Below are 26,535 nucleotides of genomic sequence, written 5' to 3' on the forward strand. Positions count from 1 at the left end.
AAATTTGGTAGTGAGTGTTCCTGCAACAAGTGCGAATTTAGGCCCCGGTTTTGATTGCTTGGGTTTGAGCTTGAATTTACGCAATCGTTTTTTTATTGAGCCTAGCAGCTTCCATGCGGTGAAATTGGTTGGGGAGGGTGAGGGGATCCCTAAATTCTTAACCAACAATATCTTCACTAAAGTGTTTTATGAGATTTTAAAAAAGCATGGGAATGACGGCTCATTTAAATTTTTATTGCATAATAAAGTCCCTATTACAAGGGGCATGGGGTCTAGCTCGGCGATGATTGTGGGGGCGGTCGCTTCAGCGTTTGCGTTTTTAGGGTTTGCTTTTGATAGAGAAAACATTGTCAATACCGCTTTAATTTATGAAAACCACCCGGATAATATCACCCCAGCAGTGTTTGGGGGGTATAATGCAGCGTTTGTGGAAAAGAAGAAAGTGATAAGTTTAAAAACCAAAATCCCTTCTTTTTTAAAAGCGGTGATGGTGATCCCTAATAGGGCCATTTCTACCAAGCAATCCCGCCACCTCTTGCCCAAGCGTTACAGCGTGCAAGAAAGCGTGTTTAACCTTTCGCATGCGAGTTTGATGACGATGGCGATTGTGCAGGGGAAGTGGGACTTGTTGCGTTGTTGTTCTAAAGACAGGATGCATCAATATAAGCGCATGCAAACTTATCCCGTGTTGTTTGCGATCCAAAAGCTCGCTTTAGAAAATAACGCCTTAATGAGCACGCTTTCAGGGAGCGGTTCGTCGTTTTTTAACATGTGTTATGAAGAAGACGCCCCTAAATTAAAGCAGGTTTTGAGCAAGAAATTCCCTAAATTTAGGGTAGCGGTTTTAGATTTTGACAATGATGGAGTCCTTATTGAGAAAGACTGAAATTAAAATCCGCATGTGTGTGGCGTGCAGAATGCGCCAACCCCAAAAGGATTTGTTGCGCTTGAAAAGCTTTGAAAATCAAATCATGGAATTTGATGGCACAGGCCGTAGTTTTTATGTGTGTGGAAATTGTTTGAAAAATGGAGAAAAAAAGTTGTTGAAAGCGGTTTCAAAAATAAAGAACGCCCCAAAAGATGTTAAAAATATCATTACTTGGATTAAGGAGAGAAGCATAGCATGAGTGGTATGGTTGATTTAAAAGAATTTTTAGCCGAGCTTGGTAAGACCCAAAAAGAGCTTAAAAATGTGATCGAGCAAGCCAAAGACATTGGTTTAGAGCTTAAGACAAATTCTAAAATGACCCCAGAGCAGGCCGGCAAGCTATACAAATACATTGTGGATGGCATTAAAGAACAAATACAAGCCAATCAACCCGCTAAAAATCCTGAACAAGACAATAAAGATGATTTGAATACGGCCCAAACGCCCAAACCCCTTAACAAAAAAGTTTCCAAAACGCCTAAAAAAGAAGAAACAAAAAGCCAGCCAAAGCCCAAAAAAACTAAAGAAAAGAAAAAAGAAGCTCCCACGCCCATTGCCAAAAAAAAAGGAGGGATAGAGATTGTCAATACTTTTGAAAACCAAACGCCCCCTGTAGAAAGCACCCCTAAAGCGGTTAGCCATTCTCAAATAGAAAAAGCCAAGCAAAAGCTCCAAGAGATCCAAAAAAGCCGAGAAGCCCTAAACAAGCTCACCCAAAGCAACGCTAACAGCACCAATAACGCTAAAAAAGAAATCAGCGAAGTTAAAAAGCAAGAGCAAGAGATCAAACGCCATGAAAACATTAAAAGACGCACCGGTTTTAGGGTGATTAAACGCAACGATGAAACAGAAAATGAAAGTGAAAACAGCGTAACAGAAAGCAAAAAACCCACTCAAAGTGCGGCGGCTATTTTTGAAGACATTAAAAAAGAATGGCAAGAAAAAGACAAGCAAGAGGCTAAAAAAGCCAAAAAACCCAGTAAGCCCAAACCCACCCCCACAGCCAAAAACAACAAATCCCATAAAATTGATTTGAGCGATGCGAGGGATTTTAAGGGCAATGATATTTATGATGATGAAACCGATGAAATCTTATTGTTTGATTTGCATGAACAAGATAATCTCAATAAGGAAGAAGAAGAAAAAGAAATCCGCCAAAACATCAACGACAGGGTGCGCGTCCAAAGAAAAAACCCTTGGATGAATGAAAGCGGGATCAAACGACAATCCAAGAAAAAGCGTGCATTTCGTAACGATAACAGCCAAAAAGTGATCCAAAGCGCGATTGCAATCCCTGAAGAAGTGCGCGTCTATGAATTCGCGCAAAAAGCGAATTTGAATCTGGCTGATGTGATTAAAACCCTCTTTAATTTAGGGCTTATGGTAACTAAAAACGACTTTTTGGATAAGGATAGCATAGAGATTTTAGCCGAAGAGTTCCATTTAGAAATTTCTGTTCAAAACACCTTAGAAGAATTTGAAGTAGAAGAAGTGCTAGAGGGGGTGAAAAAAGAGCGCCCGCCTGTGGTTACTATCATGGGGCATGTTGATCATGGCAAAACTTCACTATTAGATAAAATCCGTGATAAAAGAGTCGCTCACACGGAAGCTGGGGGGATCACTCAGCACATTGGCGCTTACATGGTAGAAAAAAATAACAAATGGGTGTCTTTCATTGACACCCCAGGGCATGAAGCCTTTAGCCAGATGCGTAATCGTGGGGCTCAAGTTACAGATATTGCAGTGATTGTGATAGCGGCTGATGATGGCGTGAAGCAGCAGACTATTGAAGCGTTAGAGCATGCAAAGGCCGCTAATGTGCCTGTGATTTTTGCGATGAATAAAATGGATAAGCCTAATGTGAATCCGGACAAACTCAAAGCCGAATGCGCTGAGCTTGGTTATAACCCTGTGGATTGGGGCGGAGAGCATGAGTTTATCCCTGTTTCAGCTAAAACGGGCGATGGCATTGACAATTTATTAGAAACCATTCTTATCCAAGCGGATATTATGGAATTAAAAGCCATAGAAGAGGGCAGCGCTAGAGCGGTTGTTTTAGAAGGGAGCGTGGAAAAAGGGCGTGGGGCAGTAGCCACGGTGATTGTCCAAAGCGGGACTTTGAGCGTGGGGGATAGCTTTTTTGCCGAAACGGCGTTTGGTAAAGTAAGAACCATGACTGACGATCAAGGCAAGAGCATTCAAAGTTTAAAACCCTCTATGGTGGCTCTCATCACAGGCTTGAGCGAAGTGCCGCCTGCGGGATCTGTTTTAATAGGGGTAGAAAACGATTCCATCGCGCGCTTGCAGGCTCAAAAGAGGGCGACTTATTTACGCCAAAAAGCCTTGAGTAAAAGTACTAAAGTGTCTTTTGATGAGCTTTCAGAAATGGTCGCCAATAAGGAATTAAAAAACATTCCTGTAGTCATTAAAGCGGATACGCAAGGAAGTTTAGAAGCCATTAAAAACAGTTTGTTAGAGCTTAATAACGAAGAAGTGGCGATCCAAGTGATCCACTCAGGGGTGGGGGGCATTACTGAGAATGATTTGAGCCTAGTCTCTAGCAGTGAGCATGCGGTGATTTTGGGCTTTAATATCCGCCCCACCGGTAATGTGAAAAATAAGGCTAAAGAATACAACGTGAGCATTAAAACTTACACGGTGATTTATGCCTTGATTGAAGAAATGCGATCGCTGTTGTTGGGCTTGATGAGTCCTATCATTGAAGAAGAGCATACCGGACAAGCGGAAGTGAGGGAAACCTTTAATATCCCTAAAGTAGGCACGATAGCCGGTTGTGTGGTGAGCGATGGGGTGATCGCTCGTGGCATTAAGGCGCGTTTGATTAGGGATGGCGTGGTGATTCATACCGGCGAAATCCTTTCTTTGAAACGCTTTAAAGACGATGTGAAAGAAGTTTCTAAGGGCTATGAGTGCGGGATCATGTTAGAAAATTATAATGAAATTAAAGTGGGCGATGTGTTTGAAACCTATAAAGAAATCCATAAAAAAAGAACCCTCTAATGAACGCTCATAAAGAACGCTTAGAATCCAATCTTTTAGAATTACTGCAAGAAGCTTTAGCGAGCTTGAATGATGGCGAGTTGAATTCTTTAAGCGTTACTAAAGTGGAATGCTCTAAAGGGAAACACCACGCTTATGTGTTTGTGCTTTCATCAGATCATAAAATCCTTTCTAAATTGAAAAAAGCTGAAGGTTTGATCAGGCAATTTGTTTTGCAAGCGAGCGGGTGGTTTAAATGCCCAAAACTCAGTTTTGTTTCAGACAATAGTTTAGAAAAGCAGCTCCGCCTAGACGCCATATTCAATGAAATCGCTAAAGGGAAAGATAATGACTAAAAAAATAGAAGAGAAAATAGAGGGCGTGATTGAAAGTTTGGGATACTTGCTTTATGATGTGAGTTTGGTTAAAGAAAACGAGCAGCATGTTTTAAGGGTGAGCCTTAAAAACCCTAATGGGGCGGTTAGTTTGGACATTTGCCAACAAGTGAGCGAGGTGATTTCGCCCTTATTAGATGTGTGCGATTTTATTCAAGACGCTTATATTTTAGAAGTGAGCTCTATGGGGTTAGAAAGAACGCTTAAAACCCCCAAACACTTCAAGCTTTCTTTAGGCGAAAAAGTGGAAGTCAAACTCATCAATAAAGAAAGCTTTCAAGCTGTCCTTAAAGACGCTAACGATTGGAGCGCGGATTTTGAATTAGAGAATCACGCTATCAAAAGCGTGGAATATAAAGATTTAAAGAAAGTTAAAACGCTTTTTGAGTGGTGAAATAACGCGAAACGGTAGCGTTTCTGCACTCTATAAGAGATGCTTGATTAAAATTGACTCTTATTATTTAGCTAAAAAACTCCAAAAAGCATTTTTTAGATTTCACTCTTCCATTTGAACGATACTCATTATTTCTTTGACCACATTCACATCTTCTAGCGTGCTTAAATCTTGAGTGATGGGCTCTTTTTTGGCGATAGATTTCAAAAGCCTTCTCATGATTTTCCCGCTCCTGGTTTTAGGCAAACCCGGCACATACATGACATTGTCTAATTTAGCGATCTTTCCAATTTCAACGGATAAGATATGATTCATTTCTTTTAACAATTCTAAACTCTCGCCAAGATTGCATTTAGCCCCATCGCACAGCACCACAAACGCAAACAAGCCCTCTCCTTTAATCGTATCAGGGATACCCACTACTGCGCATTCAACCACCATTTCATGTTTAGAAATAGCGCTCTCCACTTCAGCCGTGCCAATCCTATGCCCACTCACATTCACAATATCATCTGTGCGCCCAATAATAGTGATGTATCCGTTTTCATCCACGATAGCGCCATCTCCAGAGAGGTAGACATATTCCCCATTCAACTTGATCTGAGAAAAATAGCTATCAATGTATCGTTTTTCATCGCCCCAAATGTTTCTTACCATAGAAGGCCATGGCTTAGTGATGCATAAAAACCCTTGCTCTCCAGGCTTTGTTTTGGTGCCGTCTTCGTTTAAAACTTCTGCATGGATTCCAGGCAAAGGTAAAGTTGCACAGCTGGCCCTTATAGGCGTAGCTCCCGGTAAAGGGCTGATGATATGCCCGCCTGTTTCTGTTTGCCACCAAGTATCCACGATACTGCATTTTGAGTTACCGATTTTTTCATAAAACCATTTCCATGCCGTAGGGTTAATGGGCTCTCCCACCGTTCCTAAAACTTTGAGCGATTCTAAATTATACTTTAAAGGTTCGTTTTCGCCTTTAGCATGCAACATTCTTATAGCGGTGGGGGAAGTGTAGAATTTATCCACGCGGTATTCTTCTATCATCCTCCACCATCTCCCATAATCCGGATAAGACATCGTGCCTTCTAGTATCAAAGTCGTCGCCCCACAAGCTAAAGGCCCATAAACCACATAAGTGTGCCCTGTGATCCAACCAATATCAGCGGTGCACCAAAAATTATCGTTATCTCTAATATCAAAAACCCACTCCATCGTCATTTGCGCCCATAGCAAATACCCCGCACTGCTGTGTTGAACGCCTTTAGGTTTCCCGGTTGATCCGCTTGTATAGAGCAAGAATAAAGGATCTTCAGAGTCCATCATTTCAGGTTCGCATTTATCGGATTGGTAATTGACCATTTCATTATAGACAAAATCGCGCCCTCTCACATAATCAATCTCTTTGGCGTTTCGTATCACAATGAGCGCTTTTTCCACGCTAGGGCAGGCGTTATTTTCTAGAGCCTTGTCAAGGGCTGGCTTGAGCATGTAAGGTTTGCCTTTTCTAAAAGTCCCGTCCGCTGTGATAACTAATTTAGCTTGAGCGTCGTTGATCCTATCCCTCAAGGCTTCAGGGCTAAACCCAGCAAAAACGATGCTATGGATCGCTCCAATCCTAGCGCATGCGAGCATCATATAAACGCTTTCTACAATCATAGGCATATAGATAATGACTCTATCGCCTTTTTTGACATTGAATTCGTTTTTTAAAAGGTTGGCTGTTTTATTGACTTCAGAGTGGAGTTTTCTGTAAGTGATGACATTATAATCCCCCATTTCCCCTTCAAAAATGATCGCCACTTTATTTTTTTTGTCTTTTAAATGCCTGTCTATGCAATTGTAAGAAACATTGATTTTGCCGTTTTCAAACCATTTGAAAAAAGGGGCGTTATCGCTGTTTAAAACCTTATCAAAAGGTTTAAACCATGTGAGTTTTTGCTTGGCTAACTCGCCCCAAAAATGTTCATAATCTTCATTGGCTTCATGCACTAAATCTCTATATTCGCACATGTTTTTAATCCTGGCTTGCTTGGCAAACGCTCTGTTAGGGTTAAAGATTTTTTTAGCGAATTCTAAATCTTCGTCTAATTGCATCGCATCTCCTTTTTCATGGTTTTAAGCGCATTTTTTATTATTGTATCCAAACTCACACTCTTTTTAAAGGGAGGGATACTTTTCTCTTTCTGTGTGGATTGAGACTGATAAAAAAGGAAATAGCACGATGAAACCTAAAGGGGATATTAGCGTTAATATGCTAATATAGTAGAACATTATGACTACAAAAAGGGTGGTATGCTGATCTCCATAGCGTTTTTATTGGTTTTGTGTCTTTTGAATTATAGTTCTTTTAGGATGTTGAAGTCGTTTTTAACCTTAAAGAAAATCTCTCAACACGCTTATTTATGGTTTTTTATCCTTTTGAGCGTAGGCGAGGTGGCTTTTGCTTTTTATAGAAATATTATGCCTAGCCATTTGTTTGTTTTGACTTCAGCATGTTCGTTTGTGTCTTTTATTGTGTTTGTTTTTTCTTTGAGTTTTTACGGGTTTTCCTACTCCATAGAAAAAATAGATTTCTTACCTTCAAGGCGTAAAGGTTTAAAAAACTTTTTAAAGTTAGGGTTTTATCTGGCGTTATTAGGGTATTTTTGGCGCGGATTTTATGAAGGGTTGGCCCGCCCTAAAATCAAAGAAACCCCTATTTATTTAGACAAGCTGGATAAAGAATTAAAGATTATTTTACTCACAGACATGCATGTGGGGAGTTTGTTGCAAAAAGATTTTGTTGATTACATTGTAGAAGAAGTCAATCAAAAAGAAGTGGATATGGTGCTGATTGGGGGGGATTTAGTGGATGAAAACATTGAAAAAGTCAAATCTTTTTTACTGCCTTTAAACAACCTTAAAAGCACGCATGGCACTTTTTATGTGCCAGGAAATCATGAGTATTATCATGGCATAGAGCCGATTTTATCGTTTCTTGACACGCTTAATTTGACGATTTTAGGGAATGAGTGCGTGCATTTAGGGGGGATCAATTTGTGCGGTGTGTATGATTATTTCGCAAGGAAGCATCAAAATTTTGCCCCCAATATTGATGAGGCGTTAAAAAAGCGTGATAGTAGTAAGCCCACGATCCTTTTGGCCCACCAGCCCAAACAAATTAGAAGCGTCAAAGAAAGCCACTCTATAGATCTAGTGCTTTCAGGGCATACCCATGCAGGGCAAATCTTTCCCTTTAGCCTTTTAGTCAAGTTAGCGCAAACTTATTTATATGGTTTATACAAGCACAGCGGCACCACTCAAATTTACGTGAGCAGTGGGGCAGGGTATTGGGGCGTTCCTTTAAGGTTTTTAGCCCCTAGCGAGATCGCATGCCTTAGGCTTTTACCTAAAAATCAAGCTTAGTCAAACAAAATCTTAAAATCGTAATCAAGCGGTTAAAAATAAGGACTAAACAAGGATTAAAAAAACAACCGCCAAGACAAAGGGAAAGGAGGGGGAGGTGACCCTTCAATCTTAAGCGGTGCCAACCAAACCATAAGGAATGGTTGGAATTGTAATTATACAATAAAATGGTGATTTTTAGTAAATGATTTTAAAAATTATCCATAAAAACGCTCAAAGGCATTTTTTACAACCAATAACCAAGGGCTTGATTTTGATCAAGCGATAACTTTTATTAATATTTTCTTAAACTAATTTAAAATTATGATATAATCAGTGATTGAATTACTCTTAAATGCAGGAGTCATACACCATGCGCGTTCTACTGATTGAAAAAAATTCTGTTTTGGGTGGAGAAATTGAAAAAGGCTTAAATATTAAAGGCTTTATGGCTGATGTAACAGAGAGTTTAGAGGATGGGGAATATCTTATGGATATTAGGAATTACGACTTAGTTATGGTTAGCGATAAAAACGCTTTAAGTTTTGTTTCTAGAATCAAGGAAAAGCATTCTTCTATTGTTGTTTTAGTTTCTTCTGATAACCCTACAAGCGAAGAAGAAGTCCATGCGTTTGAGCAGGGTGCGGACGATTATATCGCCAAGCCTTACCGCAGCATTAAAGCTTTAGTCGCAAGGATTGAGGCTCGTTTGAGGTTTTGGGGCTCTAATGTGATTGAAATTGGGGATTTGACCATTAGCCCTGATGAAGAAAAGATTATTTACAAGGGGCGTGAAGTTGAAGTTAAAGGGAAGCCCTTTGAAGTGCTCACCCATCTTGCCAGACATAGGGATCAGATCGTCTCCAAAGAACAGCTTTTAGACGCTATTTGGGAAGAGCCTGAAATGGTTACCCCTAATGTCATTGAAGTGGCTATCAATCAAATCCGCCAAAAAATGGATAAACCTTTGGGGATTTCCACGGTTGAAACTGTAAGGCGCAGAGGCTATCGTTTTTGTTACCCAAAACCGGCGTGTGAGGAATAAATTCTTTTTGCTAAAAATAGATTAGAATGAGGGTGTGGGGTGGGTAAAATCAAATATTTTAATAACGATAGTAGAGACACTCATATCAAGTTGGTGTTTAGCTAGGAGCATGATCATTTTATCTGCGATTGGTAGGGTATTTTGGTTAAACCCTTATCGGCTAAAAACAATAATGTTTCTTTGTTAGAATTAGATAGCTATAAAACAAGGCCGCTCGCTGATGATAAGGCGGTGTAGATTTTGTCTTGTAGTGGTTATCATAGTTAAACAAATCCCCCATAGGGAGTTTGTTGTGCTTATTGATGGCTATGGGGGAGATGCGAATTTTAACATTTAAGAAGTCTAACATTAACAAAAGGAGCAGTAGATGTTAGACTTATAAGTAGCAAAATTAGACTAACTTGTCAAGTCTTGACACAAAAATGCAAACTTTGGCTCTGTCAAATATTGACCATAAAACTTAAAGAATGCTAAAAACATTCTTTACAATCAAATGATTAAAAGAGCTTGATTTTAATCAAGCGATGGATTTTTAAGCGCTCTTTTGGGGGTTATGGGGGTTAGTTGGAGGTTTATAGGGAGAGAAGTTGTTTTAAAATATCTTCTATCCTTAAAGAAATGAGTTTTTGCTATAAAACGATGGGATGAAAATTTTTAAACCTTATCAAAAAGAGTTTTAAACTCTTAGTTTTTATAACCAACGCTTTTTACAAACAGCTAACTTTAGTTTTAAGCGTTATTGAAGATTTCTTCAATTTGTTCTTTAATATCCCTATAATTGAAACTCTCCCTAAAGCCATCAATCTTGCCTCCGCTCGCATTCCTATGCCCGCCCCCATTAAAACACATTTGACTGAGTTCGCACACATCGCAATTCCCATTCGCTCTTAAGCTCACATTCCCTTTAGCGTTCACATCTATATAAAAATCAAAATCCGGATTTTGCGTTAAAAAAAGGTTAGCCAACACGCTAATACCCCCCATAGAATAACTTAAAAACCCTTTTTTATCCTGGTAATAAACGCTGCAATCATGCTTTTTTAAAGAGAGCAAATGCGTTTGCGCATTTGAAGAGATATTGTCCATCGTTTCCGTATTAGGGTCGCCCCCTAAAGCGATTTTTTTAAGCCTGAACAAATCGTTATCATAGGCTACAGGGGCATTTTCTAAAAACAAATAGTTTTTAACTTCTTCTAAAAGCTTTAATTTATAGTTGCGGTTTTCATCATCAAACATGAAACGATTCAATTCAGAGCTTTGGTTAATCATGCGCATACACACCTTGCCTAATTCAAAACCATAACCCTGCGTGTCCCAAATATCCACAGAATTGACCATTTCCACCAAAGGCTCTAGCCATATTGTGTTTTTTGGCTCTAAAAGAGCGTAATGCTTTTTCAAAAATTCATACACGATTTTAGTCGCGCAACGGTTCGTGTCTAAAAAATACCAATGGAAACTCTCAGCCACTTCTTTACCGCTGATATGGTGATCCAAAAGCTGGATTTGAATGTTTTTATTTTGCAAGCGGTGTTCTTGGATTTTATCCTGCAAATACTGCGCTTCGTTTAAATTCAAATTCAAATCGCTAATCAAAATAAGGAATTCACTCTCTTTAGATTGAGCGATTGCGTTTAAAATTTCATAAATTCTCGCTGAGACTTCACGCCCGTAATTAGCGTTATAGCATTGGATATTTTTAAAAAATTGTTTTGAAACAAGCTGGCATGCATAGCCGTCTAAATCAATGTGTGAAAGGTGGTAAACTTGCATCATTCTCCTTTTTTATTTTAATAAATTAAATTAAAAGTTAATGTGGATCGTGCCTAAAGCTTCAAAATTAGAGTTAGGATCTAATTCCGCATGGCTTAGCACGACCACATCAATCCTGGCCTGCTCCATTTGATTAGAAAGAGCTTTTCTTAAATTAGGCTCTACAATCAAAATCACCGGAGCGATCCCTTTTTGCAAGACTTTCATGGCCTCTTCAGAGACCCCTTCAATGAGTTTTTGCAATTCGCTCACATTGAGTAGCAGGCTCTTAGAAGTGCCATTTTCTCGCAATTTATTAAGCAAAAATTGTTCGCTATCGGTAGAAAAGGTTAAAAATTTCAAACGCCCGTCTTCAGATTTAAAAGCGTTAGTGATCACCCTAGAAAGTCTCGCCCTCACTTGTTCGGTTAAGATATTCACATCGTTTTGAACCAATGGGGCAATATCGGTAATCGTTTCTAAAATAGTGAGCATGTCTTTAATGGGGATTTTTTCATGCAACAAGGCTTGCAAGACCGAGCGGATCGCACCGGTAGGGATTTTTTTACTCTCTTCTACAATCGTAGGATAGTCTTTAGCCAAGCGCTCTAAAAGGGATTTCACTTCATCTTTAGTGATAAAATCTTCAGCGTATTTTTTCACTAATTCGCTGGTGTGCGTCGCAATAACGGTGCTTGGATCAATAATAGTATAGCCTTGAATAATGGCTTCTTCTTTATTTTTAGTTTCAATCCATAAAGCGTCCATTCCAAAAGCCGGCTCTTTAGTGGGAATGCCTTCAATTTCTTTATTCACAAAACCGGTATTCATGGCTAAAAACTTGTCTGGCATCACCATGCCCTCACCAATCACAATGCCCTTAAGCTTGATTTCATAATGCGTTGGGGGGAGCTGTAAGTTATCCCTGATTCTAATTTGTGGCATCAAAAAGCCATAATCGCTCGCTATCTTTTTTCTAATACCCCTAATCCTTTCTAACAAATCGCCCCCTTGTTTCATGTCCGCTAAACTAATGAGCTGATAGCCTAAAGCCAGTTCTAAAAATTCAATTTTTAACACTTCATCAATGGCTTGCTCTTCTTCTCTTTTAAGCTCTTCTTGGGTTTTAGTTTTTGTGGTGGGGGTGTGGGGTTTGATTTTGGAGCTGTGGGGTTTTTCGCTCAAATCCAAGCCGAATTTTTGACTCAAATAATTTTCTAATTTGGTGAGCAACCCGTCCTTTCCCTCCCTGCTAATCAGCCATGCGATGAATAAAAAGAGTGTCCCTACAAACGCTAAAGAAAAGGTAGGGAGTCCAGGAATGGTTGCAAAAAGCAATAAAATCGCTCCCACAATCACTAAAGTTTTGCTTTTATTGGTGAGCTGTGTGATGAGTTTGGAAGCAAAATCTTCTTCTTCGTTTTGCGTGGTGCGAGTGGCGACAATACCGGTCGCTGTCGCAATGATTAAGGCAGGGATTTGCCCTACAAGCCCATCGCCAATGGTTAGGATAGTGAAAGTGCTAGCGCTAAAGCTCAAGCTCATATCCCTTTGAAACACGCCCACTAAAAACCCTCCAATGATATTAATAAGCGTGATGATGATAGAAGCGATCGCATCGCCTTTGACGAATTTAGACGCGCCATCCATCGCGCCATAAAAATCCGCTTCTTGGCTTAGAGCGGCCCGCCGTTTTTTGGCTTCCTTATCATCAATAAGCCCTGAATTTAAATCCGCATCAATCGCCATTTGCTTTCCTGGCATAGCGTCTAGAGCGAATCGCGCTCTCACTTCAGTAACCCTAGTAGAGCCATTAGTAACCACTAATAAATTCACTAGCACTAAAATACTAAAGATAATCGCCCCAATCACATAATTCCCGCTCACGCTAAATTCCCCAAACGCTGTGATAATATCGCTCACCGCGCTAGGCCCTTTATAGCCTTGGGTTAAAATCATTCTAGTGGTGGCGACATTTAAAGCCAAGCGGTATAAGGTTACAATGAGCAATAAAGTGGGGAAAGCGCTAAAATCAGTAGGCTTGTCAATATAAAGCCCAATTAAAATAATCAACACCGATAGCGCGATAGAAATCGTGAGTAAAAAATCCAACACAAAAGGCGGTAACGGCACGATAATGATCGCTAAAATCGCTATCACAAAGACCACAAGGGCTAAGTCTTTGGATTGCAAAAAGCGTTTAAAGACAGGGAAAGTCTTTTTAAAAGCTAATTTGGAGCGTTCGTTTGCCATAATCTAAAATCAATGCCTTAATTTTGGTAGGTGTGTTTGTCTCTTATTATAATATAAAGTTTAAGCGTATGATACAAAAAAGCTTATTTTACGCTATAATGCGATCTTTATTAAATTACCAATTAGGAGGTCGTTATGGCTTTGAATCTGGAGAAAAAACAAGAAATCATTAAGGCGTTTGCTACTAAGGAAAACGATACGGGTTCTTGTGAGGTGCAGGTGGCGTTGTTGAATGAAAGGATCAAGCTTTTAACCGAGCATTTAAAGGCTAACCCCAAAGATCATTCCAGTCGTTTAGGGCTTTTAAAATTAGTCGCTCAAAGACGCAACTTGTTGAAATACATCAAACGCACCAATCATGCGCGTTATGTGGTTTTGATTGAAAAGTTAGGCATTAAAGACAGATAATTTTATCGGTTTTAGGGTATGGCGAGTTTGTGTTGAAAGAGCGTTTGAAAGCCTTTTTTAGTGCGGACTCTGTTTTCACTTTAATTTTTGCCCTTTTTTTTCTCACTTCGTTTAAAAAACCTTTAACGCAAGTCTTATTGATTGTTTTAATGGTTTTTTTGTTTCTTAGGTGTTATTTCCAAGCGTCTTTGAAAGAAACTTTCACGATTAATCATTTAAAAACCATGCCTTTTAAATGGCTCACTCTGGCTTTTTTAGGCGTGTTTTTAAGCATCTTCCCTAACATGTTCAACATGTATGATAGCCAAACTTTCCGCTACAATTTATTCGCTCTAAACATGTCCTTAACTTACGCTTGCGGGGCGTTATGCTTGCTTTTTGCCAGTTGTTTAAGAATCAAATTGAATCAAAAAGTCCTTTTTTATAGCATGGCTGTGGCAAATTTCATCAACGGCTTGCTTTCATTGGCGCAAAAAATTTATTTTAACATGCCCAGAGCGCAAGGGTTTAGCACGGTTAAGGAGTATGTGGTTTTAGTGAGCGTTTCCATTTTAGGCTGTTATATTTATGCGCTTTATTCGCAAAATCAAAAAGAAAAACTTTTTTTCACCCTTTCTGTTTTTGTGGGGTTTTTAGTCGTTATTTTAAGCGCTACAAGGAGCGCGACAATCGCTTTTGTTATTACTTTTTTGATCCTTTCTTGCTTTATTTTATACGCCAAAAAATCGCTCAAACCATTGGGTTATATGGTGGTTGTGAGTCTTATTTTGAGCGCTTTGTATGTGGGGAGTAACGCTTTAGAAAAAAGGGGGGCAATAGAGCAATCTAGGGTTCAAAATCAAAGCTTTGAAGAAGATCTGAAACGCTACGCTAAAAAGGACGCTGATAGCAGTATCGGGTGGCGTTTGGAGCGCTGGAAAGAAGCCCTAACGGTTTTGCGTTTAAGACCCTTGTTTGGTATGGCCGCTAGCGAGAAATGTCAGAGGTTAGAAGAGATTTTATCCTTATCAAAGTCTTATAGAGCCAAAGATTTGATTCTTTGTTATGAAAGATACGACAATCAAATCATTCATGTTCTAGCCACTAGGGGGATCATAGGCTTTTTGATCTGGATCTTTTTTTTATTAGTTATTGTAAAGATTTTTTGGAGCGGGATCAAGCAAAACTCTTTAATATCGTTTTTTATACTAATGACACTCGCCTTTTACCTTATTTTTGGCATCGGGTTTGACCCCTTTGATTTCTTCATTACGGGAAGTTTTTTTGTAGGAATGGTCATGATGGCTGTTTTTTTAAAAAAGGATAAAAGCGCTTTTTAGCATCAAAAAATTTAACGCTAGTCAAGCGGTAGTTTCTTGACAATGCGTTCTTAGGGGGATTTAAGGGGTAAGATAAAAACTTATGCTATAATGCGGTTTCATTCCATATTCAACAAGGAGAAATAAATTAATGAAAATTTTAGTGATTCAAGGGCCTAATTTAAACATGTTAGGACACAGAGACCCAAGACTTTATGGCATGGTAACCTTAGACCAAATCCATGAAATTATGCAAACTTTCGTGAAACAAGGCAATTTAGATGTGGAATTAGAGTTTTTTCAAACTAATTTTGAGGGCGAAATCATTGATAAAATCCAAGAGAGCGTGGGCAGCGATTATGAGGGGATTATCATTAACCCTGGAGCGTTTTCGCACACTTCTATTGCGATTGCAGATGCGATCATGCTAGCGGGCAAACCCGTTATTGAAGTGCATCTCACTAACATTCAAGCCAGAGAGGAATTCAGGAAAAATTCTTACACTGGAGCGGCTTGTGGAGGCGTGATCATGGGATTTGGCCCGCTTGGCTACAACATGGCTTTAATGGCGATGGTCAATATTTTAGCCGAAATGAAAGCGTTCCAAGAAGCCCAAAAAAAACAACCCTAATAACCCCATTAACAATCAAAAATAAAAGGGGGCTACCCATGAAAGGATTAGAAAGAGAATCGCATTTCACGCTCAATGAGAACGCGATGTTTTTTGAATGCGCTTATAGTTGCGATAACGCTTTGTTTTTGCAATTAGAGGATCGCTCGTTTTTTATCACTGATTCGCGCTACACTCAAGAAGCTAAAGAAAGCGTTCAGCCTAAAAATGGCGTTTTAGCGGAAGTGGTAGAATCTAGCGATTTAGTGCGAAGCGCGATTGATTTGATTACAAAGAGTTCGGTTAAAAAGCTCTTTTTTGACCCCAATCAAGTGAATTTGCAGACCTACAAGCGTTTGGATTCAGCGGTTGGGAATAAGGTTGTTTTAGAGGGCGTGCCTAGTTACCACCGCCAAAAACGCATCATTAAAAACGAGCATGAGATCCAACTCCTCAAAAAATCTCAAGCACTGAATGTTGAAGCTTTTGAAAATTTTGCCGAGTATGTGAAAAAGATTTTTGATGAAAAAGAGTCCTTGAGCGAGCGGTATTTGCAGCATAAGGTTAAAGACTTTTTGACTAAAGAGGGGGTTTATGATCTGAGTTTTGAGCCTATTTTAGCCTTGAATGCGAATGCGAGCAAGCCTCATGCTTTGCCTAGTGCGAAGGATTTTTTAAAAGCGGAGCACAGCATTCTTTTGGATATGGGGATCAAATACGAACGCTATTGTTCTGATAGGACTCGCACGGCTTTTTTTGACCCTAAAGATTTTGTCTTCAAAAGAGAGCAGAGTTTCAAGGATAAAGAGCGTCAAAAGATTTATGACATTGTGAAAGAAGCGCAAGAAAAGGCTATTTCAGGCATTAGAGCAGGCATGACCGGTAAAGAAGCGGACAGCTTGGCTAGGGGAGTGATTAGCGATTATGGTTATGGGCAGTATTTCACTCACAGCACCGGGCATGGCATTGGCTTAGACATCCATGAGCTTCCTTATATTTCATCGCGCAGTGAAACCATTTTAGAAGAGGGCATGGTGTTTTCTGTAGAGCCTGGGATTTATATCCCTGGATTTTTTGGGGTGCGCATTGAAGATTTAGTGGTGATCAAAAATTCTAGGGCTGAGCTTTTGTGATGCGAGAGATCCTTACTAGCCGCTTTTTCCCTAGCCTTTTTAAAAAAAGGCTTGATTTTTCTAACAGGGTGGTTTTAGGGCTGGGATCTAATCTTAAAAATCCTTTAAAAATATTAAAGAATTGTTTTTTATACTTTAAAAATCATAGTAAAATCGGGAAAATTTTTTCTTCGCCTGTTTATATCAACCCGCCTTTTGGTTACACGAAGCAACCTAACTTTTATAACGCTACGATTATCCTTAAAACATCTTTAAGTTTGCGCCATTTTTTCGCTCTGGTTTTTTATATAGAAAGGCGTTTTGGGCGCCAAAGGAAGCGCGATTTTAAAGACGCTCCAAGAACTTTAGACATTGATATTATCGCTTTCAATCAAGTCATTTTAAGACAGAACGATTTGACTTTACCTCATCCTAAATGGAATGAAAGGGATTCGGTGTTAGTGCCGTTGGCTTTGCAACAAATTCTTTTTAAAAAAGGGGAGTGGTGAAATTCTATACCTATAGTGGGGAGACGGCCGCTGAAGCTTTAAAGATCGCTCAAAGCCACCATGGGGTGGATACGCTGGTGTTTAAAACCCAAGAAATCCGTAAAAAAACGCTCACTTCTTCTGGGCTTTATGAAATCGTTGTGGCGGTTGAAGAAGAAAGTGAAAACAAACCTCCTAAAGCCCCCCTTATTCCAGAAAGTTTGTATGATGAAGAATTGAATGAAGAAGATGTGGTCATGCAGCTTTCAAGCACTGTAGAAGAAATGCGCAAACTCGCTGGGGTTTCATCCAGCCAGCACAACTATAGTTTTTCAAAAAATAAGACCCTTTTAGAAAAAGACGCTCCATTAGAGGATGCGCCTTTAGAGGCTAATAAGCAGGACGCTTTATTGCAAGCCTTAAAAAATGAAGCCAACCATAAAAAAGAAAGAGAAAAAAGAGAAGTTAAACAAGAAGAAGAAATTAAAGACATCAATCTGCAATTAAGCAAAATCAGAGACAGCCTGAAACTCATTCAAAACATGTTTTGGGATGAGAAAAACCCCAATTCTGTCAATATCCCTCAAGAATTTGCCGAAATTTACAAACTAGCCAAACAAAGCGGGATGAAATCCAGCCATTTAGATGAAATCATGCAATTGAGCCTGGAATTGATGCCTTTACGCATGCGTGAAAATTCCGTAACGATTAAGCGTTATTTTAGAGAAGTGTTGCGCAAAATGATCTTGTGCCGCCCTGAAGATTTGAATTTAAGGCAAAAACGCATCTTAATGCTTGTAGGGCCAACAGGCGTAGGGAAAACGACGACTCTAGCCAAATTAGCCGCGCGCTATTCTAGAATGCTAGCGAAAAAATACAAGGTGGGCATTATCACTTTAGACAATTATCGCATTGGGGCTTTAGAGCAATTGAGTTGGTATGCTAATAAAATGAAAATGAGTATAGAAGCGGTGATTGACGCTAAGGATTTTGCTAAAGAAATTGAAGCTTTGGAATACTGCGATTTTATTTTAGTGGATACGACAGGGCATTCGCAATACGATAAAGAAAAAATTGCCGGTTTGAAGGAATTTATAGATGGGGGTTATAATATTGATGTGTCCTTAGTGCTTTCAGTTACCACTAAGTATGAAGACATGAAAGATATTTATGATTCTTTTGGGGTGTTAGGGATTGACACTTTAATCTTTACGAAATTAGATGAGAGTAGGGGGCTAGGGAATTTGTTTTCTTTAGTGCATGAAAGCCAAAAGCCTATCAGCTATCTTTCTGTTGGGCAAGAAGTGCCTATGGATTTGAAAGTGGCTACTAATGAATATTTAGTGGATTGCATGCTAGATGGCTTTAGTAACCCTAATAAGGAACAAGCATGAACAATCAAGCGAGCCGCTTGGATAATTTGATGAATCTTAAAAACCCCAAAAGTTTTTTTGATAATAAAGGGAATACCAAATTCATCGCTATCACAAGCGGTAAGGGAGGCGTGGGGAAATCCAATATTAGCGCTAATTTAGCTTACTCTTTATACAAGAAAGGTTATAAGGTGGGGGTGTTTGATGCGGATATTGGTTTAGCGAATTTAGATGTGATTTTTGGGGTGAAAACCCATAAAAATATCTTGCATGCCTTAAAAGGCGAAGCCAAATTGCAAGAAATCATTTGTGAGATTGAACCCGGGCTTTGCTTAATTCCCGGGGATAGCGGCGAAGAAATTTTAAAATACATTAGCGGTGCAGAAGCTTTAGATCAATTCGTGGATGAAGAGGGGGTTTTAAGCTCTTTAGATTATATTGTGATTGATACGGGAGCTGGGATTGGGGCCACTACACAAGCGTTTTTGAATGCGAGCGATTGCGTGGTGATTGTTACCACACCCGATCCTTCAGCGATTACGGATGCGTATGCATGCATTAAAATCAACTCCAAGAATAAAGATGAATTGTTTCTTATCGCTAACATGGTAGCCCAACCTAAAGAGGGTAGGGCGACTTATGAAAGGCTGTTTAAAGTGGCTAAAAACAATATCGCTTCATTAGAATTGTATTACTTAGGGGCGATTGAAAACAGCTCCTTATTGAAACGCTATGTGAGGGAGCGAAAGATTGTAAGAAAAATAGCCCCTAATGATTTGTTTTCGCAATCCATTGATCAGATAGCGGGTCTTTTGGTTTCTAAATTAGAAACCGGTGCTTTAGAAATACCAAAAGAAGGTTTGAAAAGCTTTTTTAAAAGGCTTTTGAAGTATTTGGGGTAGGCTGATGAGAGTGCAAAATTTTATCCATTTTTCTGTTGTGGTGGGGTTTTTCTTGGGGTTAGTGTTTTCGGTGTTGAAATTCAATGAGCCAGAGAGCATTCTATTATGGACGGTGTTATCCACGCTTGGGGGGTATTTGATCGCCTTATTGTTCGCGTCTATCTTTATCGCTTGCACGGATTTAGATATTTGTCTTTTTGACAAAAAAGGCACTGAAGAGAGTTTGCTTCGTTTCAACCATGAATTTAAGAACAGAGAAAAAGAAGTGGCTAGTATTTTAAATTACATTAGAAATTATGATTTTGATGATGGAAAATAGAATGCCCAAAGGAATTCAAAAAACTGAAGCGAGCGAAAAAAGTATAGAAAAGGTTTTGAACGCCTATGACAAGCAACAACACCACCATCAAGACGATCTCGCTATCCAGTATTTACCGGCCGTGCGCGCGATGGCGTTTCGTTTAAAAGAGCGCTTGCCCAGCTCTATTGATTTTAACGATCTGGTTTCTATTGGCACTGAAGAATTGATTAAATTAGCCAGGCGTTATGAGAGTGCGTTAAACGATTCTTTTTGGGGGTATGCTAAAACGCGCGTCAATGGGGCGATGTTGGATTATTTGCGCTCTTTAGATGTGATTTCTCGCTCTAGCAGAAAACTGATTAAAAGCATTGATATTGAAATTACCAAACACCTTAATGAGCATGGGAAAGAGCCTAGCGATGCGTATTTAGCAGAAGCTTTAGGTGAAAATATTGAAAAAATTAAAGAAGCCAAAACGGCTTCAGATATTTATGCGTTAGTGCCAATTGATGAACAATTCAATGCGATTGAGCAAGATGAAATCACTAAAAAGATTGAAGCAGAAGAGTTGTTAGAGCATGTCCAAAAAGCGCTCAATCAAATGAGCGAAAGAGAGCAAATCCTTATCCAGCTTTATTACTTTGAAGAGTTGAATTTGAGCGAGATTAAAGAGATTTTAGGCATCACTGAATCGCGCATTTCTCAAATCATTAAAGAAGTGATTAAAAAGGTGCGTAAATCCTTAGGAGTGGATCATGGCTGATATTTTAAGCCAAGAAGAAATTGATGCGCTTTTAGAGGTCGTTGATGAAAATGTGGATATTCAAAATGTCCAAAAAAAGGATATTATCCCGCAGCGCAGCGTAACCCTCTATGATTTCAAACGCCCTAATCGTGTGAGTAAGGAGCAATTGCGTTCTTTTAGGAGTATCCATGATAAAATGGCTAGGAATCTTTCCAGTCAAATTTCTTCTATCATGCGTTCTATTGTAGAGATCCAGCTCCATAGCGTGGATCAAATGACTTATGGCGAATTTTTGATGAGTTTGCCTAGCCCTACAAGTTTTAATGTCTTTTCCATGAAGCCTATGGGAGGAACGGGGGTTTTAGAGATTAATCCTAGCATCGCTTTCCCTATGATTGACAGACTATTAGGGGGTAAGGGGAGCGCGTATGATCAAAACAGGGAGTTTAGCGATATTGAATTGAATTTATTGGATACGATTTTACGCCAAGTGATGCAAATTTTAAAAGAAGTGTGGTCGCCCGTGGTGGAGATGTTTCCTACCATTGACGCTAAAGAATCCAGTGCGAATGTGGTCCAAATCGTCGCTCAAAATGAAATTTCTATCATGGTGGTTTTAGAGATTATCATTGGGCATAGCCGTGGGATGATGAATATTTGTTACCCGGTGATTTCCATTGAGAGCATTCTTTCTAAAATGGGGAGTAGGGATTTGATGCTTTCAGAAACGAATTCTAAAAAGAGCCGTAATAAGGAATTGCAAGCGCTATTGAGCGGGGTGAGCGTGGATATGATGGTGTTTTTGGGCGCGGTGGAATTGAGTTTGAAAGAAATGTTGGATTTAGATGTGGGGGATACTATCCGGTTGAATAAGATCGCTAATGATGAAGTGAGCGTGTATGTGCATAAAAAAAAGCGTTATTTAGCGAGCGTGGGGTTTCAAGGGTATAGGAAAACCATTCAAATTAAAGAAGTGATCTATAGCGAAAAAGAACGCACTAAAGAAATTTTAGAAATGCTAGAAGAACAGCGCAGAGGCAAAGTGGGCGATATTATGAAAATAGAAGAAGAGTGAGAAATGCAAGATTTTATTAAAATTTTTATTCAAGAGGTTGTCTCTACTTTAGAAGGGTTAGTGGGTAAGGCTCCAAGCGTGGGATTAGAAAAAGAAGTTTCTAATAGTGAAGAAGCGAGTTTAATCAGCCTGCCTTATGCAAGGGTTAAGATTAGCGCGATTGAAAAAAATGAAAGTCCTATTGAGTTATTGGCTCCGGTAGATTTAGTTACCGCTTTGAGCGATTTGATGCTAGGAGGTGAGGGGGCGAGTAAGGAAGAAATGGATAATGACGATTTGGACGCTTTTAAAGAAATGGCTTCTAATATTTTTGGTGCGATCGCTACAAGCTTGAAATCTCAAGAATTGCTCCCTAAACTCAATTTCACCACCACGAACGCTGAAATCGCTAAGGAGCTTCCTAAAAAAGAAGATTACGCTAAGGCGATGGTGTTTTCTTTTAAAATGGAAGCCATCAAAGAAAGCCAAATCGTTTTATTGATCACTTCAGCGTTTGAGGGCCAATTTGAAAAAACGCATCAAGAAGAAAAAGAAGAAACGACAAAGAGCGCTACTGAAGAGACTAAAATCCATGACGCTTCTTTAGAAAACATAGAGATCCGCAATATCAGCATGCTTTTGGATGTGAAATTGAACGTTAAAGTGCGTATCGGGCAAAAAAAGATGATTTTAAAAGATGTGGTCTCTATGGATATAGGGAGCGTGGTAGAGTTGGATCAATTGGTGAATGACCCTTTGGAAATTCTTGTAGATGATAAGGTGATCGCTAAAGGCGAAGTGGTGATCGTGGATGGGAATTTTGGCATTCAAATCACGGATATTGGCACTAAAAAGGAACGCTTAGAGCAACTGAAAAATTAAACCATTTTAAAGTAAGAAGGAAGGAATTATGGCTATTTTTGGGGAATTAGGCTCGCTTGGGCATTTGTTTAAAAAAACGCAAGAATTAGAAATTTTGCATGGGTATTTACAAGATGTTATGCAAAAGGGTAGTGGAGCGAATCAAAGGGTTTTAAATCTCGACCCTAATACGGAATTTCAAGTGCCTTTAGGGCATGGCATTTTTAGCATAGAGCAGAGTTATTGTTTAGAGCATGCCAAAGAAAGCGAGAAAGGCTTTTTTGAAAGCCACAAACAATATGTGGATTTCCAGCTGATTGTCAAAGGCGTTGAGGGGGCTAAAGTGGTGGGTATCAATCAAGCTGTCATTAAAACCCCTTATAATGAAAAAAAAGACTTGATCGTTTATGAGCCGGTTCAAGAGGCTTCTTTTTTGCGTTTGGATGCGGGCATGCTGGCTATTTTTTTTGAAAACGATGCGCATGCATTGAGGTTCTATGGGGAGTCTTTTGAAAAATATAGGGAAGAGCCGATTTTTAAAGCGGTCGTTAAAGCGCCTAAAGGATTGATCAAATTAAAATTATGAAATTGGTGAGTCTTGTTATAGTTTTTTGTTGTTTTTTAGGGGCCGTAGAGTTGCCTGGAATTTATCAAACTCAAGAATTTTTATACATAAAAAGCTCTTTTGTGGAGTTTTTTGAGCATAATGGGAAGTTCTATGCTTATGGTATTTCTGATGTGGATGGCTCTAAAGCTAGAAAAGACAAGCTTAATCCTAACCCAAAACTGAGGAATCGCAGCGATAAAGGCGTGGTGTTTTTAAGCGATTTGATTAAGGTTGGAGAACGATCTTATAAAGGCGGTAAAGCGTATAATTTTTATGACGGCAAGACCTACTATGTAAGGGTTACTCAAAATTCAAACGGGGATTTAGAATTCACTTCAAGCTATGATAAATGGGGGTATGTCGGCAAGACTTTCACTTGGAAACGCTTGAGCGATGAAGAAATCAAAAATCTAAAACTCAAGCGTTTTAACCTGGATGAAGTCCTTAAAACCATTAAAGATAGCCCTATTTAAGCTAGCTTCTTTAAATTTTTTTAATCATCACTCTCTTGGCATTCTTTGCACCACACAAACATTTTCATGTCATGGCTAATCAGCTTGGCTTGATATTTTTTAACGACTTCATTCTGGCGGTTTTCAATTTCAGGGTCTGCAAATTCAATGATCTTGCCGCAATGCAAACAAATGATGTGATCATGGTGTTCTTTAGCCGCAATTTCATAGCGCCGACCGCTTTTTGAAGTTTCTAAAACGCAGATAAAATTTTCTTTTTCTAAGAAATTCAAAATGCGATAGACTGAAGAAATGCTGGTGTTTTTGTCTTTTTGGCGGATAGAATGCGTGATTTCTTCAGGGCTTAGGTGTGTGCCGCTGCGATACAAAACGCTCACCACTTCTTCTCTCTGTTTTGAATTTTTGAGTCCGTTTTTTTTGATAGACATTCTCAAGCGCTCTAAAATAGATTCTAAAGTTTCTAATCTTTTCATGCTGATATTTCCCTTATCCGTAAAATGATTTTTATAACTAGAATATTATTATACAATAATAATGCGATGAAACATAGATAAAACTCATTATTATTTTAATTTAATCAAAAAATATTGATTTTTTATTACCATTGTCGCATTTTAATGTAACTTATAAGATCAATTTCTTATTTTATCAAGCCATTCTAAAAGGGTTTTTTCAAACCCTATGCCTTGAGAAGAAACCAGATTTAGGGGTTTTTCTAAATAATCTTGTTTGACATAGCCGTTATAATCATGCGGGTAAAGGTAATCTTTAGCATTAGGCAGCAGGTGTTTAGGAATAGGGTAGAGTAAGCCTTTTTGAACACAATCCAAAGCCTGATTGATCGCTCTATAAGCCGTGTTAGACTTGGGCGAACAAGCCAGATAAATCACGCATTGGCTTAAAGTGATGCGCGCTTCAGGGTAGCCGATTTGTTTGACTGCAAACAAGCAAGAAGCGGCTAAATTAAGGGCGTTTGGGTTAGCGTTACCAATATCTTCGCTCGCAAAAATCACCAGCCTTCTGGCGATAAATTCTGGGTTTTCCCCGCCAGCAATCAAGCGTGCCAGATAATAAATGGAGGCGTTTTCATCGCTCCCTCTTAAAGATTTGATTAATGCGCTAGTGAGGTTATAATGCGTATCATCGCTATAAGATCCGTCATTTAGGCTATGGGGCCGTAAGGATTGTAGCGTTTTTAAAGTGATAGGATCTTCTATTTTAGCGCTCAAATCTAAAAGGTTTAATAACGCTCTAGCGTCGCCAGCGCTGTTGTTTAAAAGGTAGGTTTTAGCGCTAGGCTCTATTTGTTTTTTTAACAATACTAAAGCTTTAGTGCAAAGCTTGTCTAAATCGCTCTTGTTTAGGGGGGTTAATTCAAAAATAAAACTTCTTGAGCGGATCGCATGGCTTAGGCTGTAATTAGGATCTTGCGTGCTAGCCCCTAAGATTAAAGCGTGATCTTTTTCCATAATGGGGAGTAAAAATTCTTGTTGGGTTTTATTCAATCTGTGGGTTTCATCAATAAAAACAACGGGCTTTAAAAGGGTGTTTTGGTAATTTTTAAGCTTAAGGCGTAAATCCTCTAGTTTAAAATCCGTCGCATTAAATGAAAGAATGGGGCGCTCTAGGGAGCGAGCTATGATTTGAGCCAGGCTTGTTTTACCCACGCCAGGAGGGCCATAGAAAAAGGCATGGGGGAAATGTTTGGATTGTAGGGCTTTAAATAAGGGGGCGTCTTTCCCTATTAAATGCTCTTGGCCTAAAAAATCTTCTAGGCTTGTGGGGTTTAAAAGCGCAGTCAGGCTCATTTTTTAAATAAAATCAATTCGTAAAAATTCGTAGGGGTGTTTAAATTTTTCGTTGGGGTTTTGTTGTTTTTAGAGTGTTTTTGCAGAGCGTCTTGCAATTCTTTATTGAGATTGTCTAATTCATCAAGCTTTTCTTTTAAGCGCAAGATAATATCCACGCCCGCTAGATTAACCCCCATATCCCTTGTAAGGCGTAAAATCGTTTTGATTTTGTCCATGTCTCGTTGGGAATACAAGCGCATTTTCCCATCAGTCCTGCTAGGCTCTATCAAACCCTCTTTTTCATATTGGCGCAAGGTTTGAGGGTGTACGCCTAAGATTTTAGCCACAACGCTGATTAAATAAAGCGGTTCATCATAATCGCACACGATTCCTCCTTACAATTCTTTTTCTAATAACGCTTTTAACTCATTAGAAAGCGTTTCGGTTTTAGGCAAAATCAAACGAGCTTGCAAATACAAATCCCCCACATGCGAAGTTTTTCTGTTTTTGATCCCTTTTTCTTTAATGCGGAATTTTTGCATGGCTTTGGTGTTAGGGGGAATGGTTAGGGTTAAGGTTTTATGCCAAGTAGCGATTTCAATTTTCCCTCCAAAAAGAGCCGTCTTTAAGGGTAAATCAAAGGTTTGGATAATATCGTCTTTTTCGCGCCTATAAATTTCATCTTCTTCAATATGGATCTCTAAGAGCAAATCGCCCCTACCCGTTCGCCCCGTTTTCCCTTTGTTGCGAACCCTGATTTTTTCGCCCTCTTCCACGCCGATAGGGATTTTAAGGCTAAAAGTCTCATTATTGATGCTCACTTGTTTTTTATTGCCTAAAAGGGTGTCTAAAACAGAGACATTTAAAGCGGCGGTTATGTCTAAATTTTCAGGGGCGAAATTGGAAAAATTAAAGCCAGAAAAGCCTTGCGAGTTTTGAGAAAATCTTTGTGAAAAGCCTCCTTTCCCAAAAATAGAGCTTAAAATATCGTCCAAATCTTCACTAGCGCTGCGGCTTCTTGCAAAATCGCTGAAATTCTGCCCCCCAAACATGTTATCGCCAAACTGATCGTATTGGCGGCGTTTTTCTTCATCGCTTAAAATTTCATAAGCGGCGTTGATTTCTTTGAATTTCTCTTCGGCTTCTTTGGTTTTATTCAAATCCGGATGGTATTGCCTAGCTAAACGGCGGTAGGATTTTTTGATTTCATCTTGGCTGGCGTTTTCGCTCACGTTTAAAGTTTGGTATAAACTCTTGCTCATGAATCACCTTTAAAATAGTTTTATTAGAATACTATCATAAATCTTTAGTGTTAGTCAATCAAGTTTATTGATAATGTTTAGTGGTAATTGAGATTTTAAACCC

26 protein-coding genes and 1 pseudogene are annotated in these 26,535 nt (G+C 39.2%); 20 read left to right on the forward strand and 7 right to left on the reverse strand.

Features of this window, described 5'->3' with window-relative positions; translation table 11 throughout:
* Positions 1-4: 4 nt before the first annotated feature.
* The 5 genes from thrB to rimP are packed head-to-tail and all read left to right on the forward strand — an operon-like array spanning position 5 to position 4,717.
* Positions 5-886, forward strand: coding sequence for a homoserine kinase (gene thrB, locus G6069_RS03265; RefSeq protein WP_000261712.1), 882 nt, complete (start codon positions 5-7; stop codon positions 884-886).
* Positions 873-1,127, forward strand: a complete 255-nt coding sequence (locus tag G6069_RS03270; RefSeq protein WP_181352930.1) for a DUF448 domain-containing protein — start codon at positions 873-875, stop codon at positions 1,125-1,127. Before thrB ends, G6069_RS03270 begins: the two co-directional genes overlap by 14 nt.
* Entirely contained in the window at positions 1,124-3,949 is a 2,826-nt protein-coding gene (infB, locus tag G6069_RS03275; RefSeq protein WP_197293360.1) for a translation initiation factor IF-2, read from the forward strand. Before G6069_RS03270 ends, infB begins: the two co-directional genes overlap by 4 nt.
* Complete coding sequence (gene rbfA, locus G6069_RS03280) at positions 3,949-4,284, forward strand: 30S ribosome-binding factor RbfA (RefSeq protein ID WP_079327135.1); 336 nt, start codon at positions 3,949-3,951, stop codon at positions 4,282-4,284. Before infB ends, rbfA begins: the two co-directional genes overlap by 1 nt.
* Positions 4,277-4,717, forward strand: coding sequence for a ribosome maturation factor RimP (rimP, locus tag G6069_RS03285; RefSeq protein ID WP_078216489.1), 441 nt, complete (start codon positions 4,277-4,279; stop codon positions 4,715-4,717). The genes rbfA and rimP overlap by 8 nt, the downstream gene beginning before the upstream one ends.
* A gap of 102 nt (positions 4,718-4,819) precedes the next feature.
* On the opposite strand, the gene acs is transcribed toward rimP, so the two are convergent.
* Positions 4,820-6,808, reverse strand: coding sequence for an acetate--CoA ligase (acs, locus tag G6069_RS03290; protein WP_197293361.1), 1,989 nt, complete (start codon positions 6,806-6,808; stop codon positions 4,820-4,822).
* 198 nt (positions 6,809-7,006) lie between these two features.
* Here acs and G6069_RS03295 point away from each other — a divergent pair, with 198 nt between their 5' ends.
* Both G6069_RS03295 and hsrA read left to right on the forward strand, forming a co-directional pair.
* Positions 7,007-8,119, forward strand: a complete 1,113-nt coding sequence (locus G6069_RS03295; RefSeq protein ID WP_197293362.1) for a metallophosphoesterase — start codon at positions 7,007-7,009, stop codon at positions 8,117-8,119.
* Positions 8,120-8,471: 352 nt separating this feature from the next.
* Entirely contained in the window at positions 8,472-9,143 is a 672-nt protein-coding gene (gene hsrA / locus G6069_RS03300; protein ID WP_001264969.1) for a response regulator-like transcription factor HsrA, read from the forward strand.
* Between the two features lie 729 nt (positions 9,144-9,872).
* Here hsrA and G6069_RS03305 read toward each other — a convergent pair.
* On the reverse strand, positions 9,873-10,916 hold the full coding sequence (locus G6069_RS03305) for a 3',5'-cyclic-nucleotide phosphodiesterase (protein WP_197293388.1): 1,044 nt from the start codon (positions 10,914-10,916) through the stop codon (positions 9,873-9,875).
* A gap of 30 nt (positions 10,917-10,946) precedes the next feature.
* On the reverse strand, positions 10,947-13,148 hold the full coding sequence (gene flhA / locus G6069_RS03310; RefSeq protein ID WP_197293363.1) for a flagellar biosynthesis protein FlhA: 2,202 nt from the start codon (positions 13,146-13,148) through the stop codon (positions 10,947-10,949).
* Between the two features lie 135 nt (positions 13,149-13,283).
* Here flhA and rpsO point away from each other — a divergent pair, with 135 nt between their 5' ends.
* From rpsO to G6069_RS03375, 13 genes and pseudogenes are all read left to right on the forward strand, one after another.
* Entirely contained in the window at positions 13,284-13,556 is a 273-nt protein-coding gene (rpsO, locus tag G6069_RS03315) for a 30S ribosomal protein S15 (RefSeq protein ID WP_001207122.1), read from the forward strand.
* 29 nt (positions 13,557-13,585) lie between these two features.
* Positions 13,586-14,875: an O-antigen ligase family protein gene (locus G6069_RS03320; protein ID WP_197293364.1), complete on the forward strand. Its 1,290-nt coding sequence runs from the start codon at positions 13,586-13,588 to the stop codon at positions 14,873-14,875.
* A 130-nt stretch (positions 14,876-15,005) separates the two neighbouring features.
* Positions 15,006-15,510 (forward strand): annotated as a pseudogene (aroQ, locus tag G6069_RS03325) (type II 3-dehydroquinate dehydratase).
* A 13-nt stretch (positions 15,511-15,523) separates the two neighbouring features.
* On the forward strand, positions 15,524-16,597 hold the full coding sequence (locus G6069_RS03330) for an aminopeptidase (protein WP_197293365.1): 1,074 nt from the start codon (positions 15,524-15,526) through the stop codon (positions 16,595-16,597).
* Positions 16,597-17,085 carry a 2-amino-4-hydroxy-6-hydroxymethyldihydropteridine diphosphokinase gene (folK, locus tag G6069_RS03335; RefSeq protein WP_041199792.1) on the forward strand — a complete coding sequence of 163 codons (489 nt, stop codon included), beginning with the start codon at positions 16,597-16,599 and terminating at the stop codon, positions 17,083-17,085. The genes G6069_RS03330 and folK overlap by 1 nt, the downstream gene beginning before the upstream one ends.
* Positions 17,082-18,458, forward strand: a complete 1,377-nt coding sequence (flhF, locus tag G6069_RS03340) for a flagellar biosynthesis GTPase FlhF (RefSeq protein ID WP_197293366.1) — start codon at positions 17,082-17,084, stop codon at positions 18,456-18,458. Before folK ends, flhF begins: the two co-directional genes overlap by 4 nt.
* Positions 18,455-19,339, forward strand: coding sequence for a flagellum site-determining protein YlxH (ylxH, locus tag G6069_RS03345; RefSeq protein ID WP_197293367.1), 885 nt, complete (start codon positions 18,455-18,457; stop codon positions 19,337-19,339). The genes flhF and ylxH overlap by 4 nt, the downstream gene beginning before the upstream one ends.
* Positions 19,340-19,343: 4 nt before the next feature.
* Positions 19,344-19,658 carry a hypothetical protein gene (locus G6069_RS03350; protein WP_001265943.1) on the forward strand — a complete coding sequence of 105 codons (315 nt, stop codon included), beginning with the start codon at positions 19,344-19,346 and terminating at the stop codon, positions 19,656-19,658.
* Positions 19,636-20,403, forward strand: coding sequence for an RNA polymerase sigma factor FliA (locus G6069_RS03355; RefSeq protein WP_197293368.1), 768 nt, complete (start codon positions 19,636-19,638; stop codon positions 20,401-20,403). The genes G6069_RS03350 and G6069_RS03355 overlap by 23 nt, the downstream gene beginning before the upstream one ends.
* On the forward strand, positions 20,396-21,460 hold the full coding sequence (gene fliM / locus G6069_RS03360) for a flagellar motor switch protein FliM (RefSeq protein WP_000763565.1): 1,065 nt from the start codon (positions 20,396-20,398) through the stop codon (positions 21,458-21,460). The genes G6069_RS03355 and fliM overlap by 8 nt, the downstream gene beginning before the upstream one ends.
* Positions 21,461-21,463: 3 nt before the next feature.
* A complete protein-coding gene (fliY, locus tag G6069_RS03365) occupies positions 21,464-22,321 on the forward strand; it encodes a flagellar motor switch protein FliY (protein WP_197293369.1) in 858 nt (285 codons plus the stop codon).
* Positions 22,322-22,349: 28 nt separating this feature from the next.
* A complete protein-coding gene (locus tag G6069_RS03370; protein ID WP_197293370.1) occupies positions 22,350-22,886 on the forward strand; it encodes a YhcH/YjgK/YiaL family protein in 537 nt (178 codons plus the stop codon).
* A complete protein-coding gene (locus G6069_RS03375; RefSeq protein ID WP_101003723.1) occupies positions 22,883-23,380 on the forward strand; it encodes a DUF2147 domain-containing protein in 498 nt (165 codons plus the stop codon). The genes G6069_RS03370 and G6069_RS03375 overlap by 4 nt, the downstream gene beginning before the upstream one ends.
* A 20-nt stretch (positions 23,381-23,400) precedes the next feature.
* On the opposite strand, the gene fur is transcribed toward G6069_RS03375, so the two are convergent.
* The 4 genes from fur to G6069_RS03395 all read right to left on the reverse strand — a co-directional run bounded on the left by fur (position 23,401) and on the right by G6069_RS03395 (position 26,432).
* Positions 23,401-23,853: a ferric iron uptake transcriptional regulator gene (gene fur, locus G6069_RS03380; RefSeq protein WP_000824995.1), complete on the reverse strand. Its 453-nt coding sequence runs from the start codon at positions 23,851-23,853 to the stop codon at positions 23,401-23,403.
* A 159-nt stretch (positions 23,854-24,012) separates the two neighbouring features.
* The gene (locus G6069_RS03385; protein WP_197293371.1) at positions 24,013-25,188 is read right to left on the reverse strand and encodes a replication-associated recombination protein A; all 1,176 of its coding nucleotides are present in this window, start codon (positions 25,186-25,188) and stop codon (positions 24,013-24,015) included.
* Complete coding sequence (locus G6069_RS03390; protein WP_000332997.1) at positions 25,185-25,556, reverse strand: heat shock protein transcriptional repressor HspR; 372 nt, start codon at positions 25,554-25,556, stop codon at positions 25,185-25,187. The genes G6069_RS03385 and G6069_RS03390 overlap by 4 nt, the downstream gene beginning before the upstream one ends.
* Positions 25,557-25,565: 9 nt before the next feature.
* Positions 25,566-26,432, reverse strand: a complete 867-nt coding sequence (locus G6069_RS03395) for a DnaJ C-terminal domain-containing protein (RefSeq protein ID WP_197293372.1) — start codon at positions 26,430-26,432, stop codon at positions 25,566-25,568.
* Positions 26,433-26,535: the final 103 nt, after the last annotated feature.

This window comes from Helicobacter pylori, from assembly GCF_017594925.1.
GTDB lineage: Bacteria > Campylobacterota > Campylobacteria > Campylobacterales > Helicobacteraceae > Helicobacter > Helicobacter pylori_DP.